Origin of the sequence: Methyloceanibacter sp. (genome assembly GCF_051306395.1) — a bacterium.
Lineage (GTDB): Bacteria > Pseudomonadota > Alphaproteobacteria > Rhizobiales > Methyloligellaceae > Methyloceanibacter.
Genome location: NZ_JBPPND010000162.1, coordinates 1 through 1,986, shown reverse-complemented (window position 1 = coordinate 1,986; position 1,986 = coordinate 1). Strand labels below are relative to the sequence as shown.

General features: G+C 64.3%; 3 protein-coding genes. 2 read left to right on the top strand and 1 reads right to left on the bottom strand.

The window, feature by feature from the left end:
• The first annotated feature begins 36 nt into the window (after positions 1-36).
• Positions 37-306 carry a hypothetical protein gene (locus ACSLE4_RS08330; RefSeq protein ID WP_435903999.1) on the top strand — a complete coding sequence of 90 codons (270 nt, stop codon included), beginning with the start codon at positions 37-39 and terminating at the stop codon, positions 304-306.
• 57 nt (positions 307-363) lie between these two features.
• On the opposite strand, the gene ACSLE4_RS08325 is transcribed toward ACSLE4_RS08330, so the two are convergent.
• Positions 364-1,191: a Crp/Fnr family transcriptional regulator gene (locus tag ACSLE4_RS08325; protein WP_435903998.1), complete on the bottom strand. Its 828-nt coding sequence runs from the start codon at positions 1,189-1,191 to the stop codon at positions 364-366.
• Positions 1,192-1,400: 209 nt separating this feature from the next.
• Here ACSLE4_RS08325 and ACSLE4_RS08320 point away from each other — a divergent pair, with 209 nt between their 5' ends.
• Entirely contained in the window at positions 1,401-1,661 is a 261-nt protein-coding gene (locus ACSLE4_RS08320) for a YdeI/OmpD-associated family protein (protein ID WP_435903997.1), read from the top strand.
• Positions 1,662-1,986 lie beyond the last annotated feature (325 nt).

The window sequence follows — 1,986 nt, the reverse complement described above, 5'->3', positions numbered from 1 at the left end:
CAGCCCCGGTCAACAACAGGGGAGGAAATGCGAGACATGAAAAAATTAGTCGCGACGAGTGTCTTTGCTAAGGGCCTTTTGGCCATCGGACTGACGGCGCCCGCTTCGGCCGCCGAGGAAAAATACTTCGTGACCATCGACACGGTCGGCATGTGCTCGGTGATCCTGAATACGCCGGGGACGGACCTGAGCGCCGGCAAGAAGGCCATCGCCAACACCGACGGCTATGACAGCATGGACGACGCCAAGGCGGCCCTTGCCGAGATCAAGGACAAGGAGAAGTGCGAAGGGGTCGTGGTCGGCTGACGCCGGCTTAAAAGACTCATCCTGGAGATGCCCGGGGCCACCCCGGGCGTCTCACCTTTAGCCGGCGAGAAGCTCGGCCTCGGCGGCCGCGCAGAAGGCCGACAGCGCGATGAGCACTTTCCGCTTCGCCTTCGACATCTCCCATTTGTCGCGCTGCGCACGCATGATGCGGTAGCAGCGGCAGGCGATGCGCTCGAGGCTCGGTCGATCCTTGATGCGGATGACGCCGCGATCCTTGGCGAAGATGCCGCGCTGCTCGAGATCCTTGAAGGCGCAGGAGACCGTCGGGCGGCGCACGCCGAGGCTGCGCGCCAACAGATCCTGCGTCACGGAAAGCCGGTCCAGATCGCTGCGGTCGTGGGCCATGAGCAGCCAGCGCGCGAGCCGCGGCAGGAGCGCGTGGCGCAAGCTGCACGCGGCAGACTGCGAGCTCTGCATCAAGGAGACATGCAGATAGCCCTTGAGCGCTTGCGCGAGGCACGGCAGCTCGGGCGCCAAGCGGTTCAAATCCTCGACGCTCAGCCTCAAGGCGCTGCCGCCGATCTGTACGAAATGGGTAAGGTCCGAGGTCTCGCCGCCAAGCACGACGGTGCCGCCCACCACGCCATCGCGCCCGATCAGCCACACCTCGGCGGCGTTGCGCTCGTCGACCTTTGCCAGCACGGAGACGAGGCCTTCCTCGATGAAAAACAGGTGCTCGATGGGCAGCCCGGCATGCTGCAACACGCGGCGCGGGACGAGCGGTACCCGTTCCAGAAGCGGGGATAGCCGGGCGAACTCGTCCGCAGGGAGCGACCGGAGCAGCGCGTTGCGCGGGAGCGCGGCCTCGGCGGGAAACGGCAGGCCGCCATCGAGCTGCTCGGCCGGAATACGGATAAACCCCACGGCACTGCTCCCCTGTTGACGCCCCGGAAACCGGAGAAGCACCCTCATGACTAAATAGGGTGGCCCGGGCGGGGTTCAAGATCGCCCCAAGAGTGACAAGTCCTTGTTGCACCGCACCAAACGCGCGTGCAACTGGGCCGGATAGTCGCAAAAAGCGTCACCGTCGCGGGGTATTTCGTGCCGCGGAAAACGGCGGTAGAACGGGCGGAATGACGGTTCAGAACGCAAAAAAGATTTCAGGCGGCGTGGTCCACGACCTGCCCGCGGACCTGAAAAAGGCCCTGGCCGCCAACGCCAAGGCGCTGGCCACGTGGGAGGACATCACGCCGCTCGCGCGCAATGAATGGATCTGCTGGATCGAGTCGGCCAAAAAAGCAGAGACAAGAACGCGCCGGATCACATGGGGCTGTGAGAATCTCCAGGACGGGAAGCGGCGACCCTGTTGCTGGCCCGGCTGCCCGCATCGTTGAGAGTCTTTGTCTGCGCTACCGGCCTCTGGCCTACTTGAGCGCATGTTTTTTGCGTGCAGGTTTGTTTGCCGCGGCGCATGATGCGTCCGGCTTATGTCAAACAGCTGGCCCCCGTAAAAGGGGGATGGCGCGCCGAAAAGCGCAGTCCGTAGTTGGTGTCGCGATCCGAAGATCGCGCGTGCGCCTTCCGGCGCGCCAATCGCGGCGGTTACGACGCCGGGCCCCGAATCACATTGTTCCACGATGCGCATCCCGCAATCGCGCTCAAGTAGCGCGAAGCAAGGGTGCGCACCAAGAAGCCAAATCCCAGCGAGCTTCTCGCAGG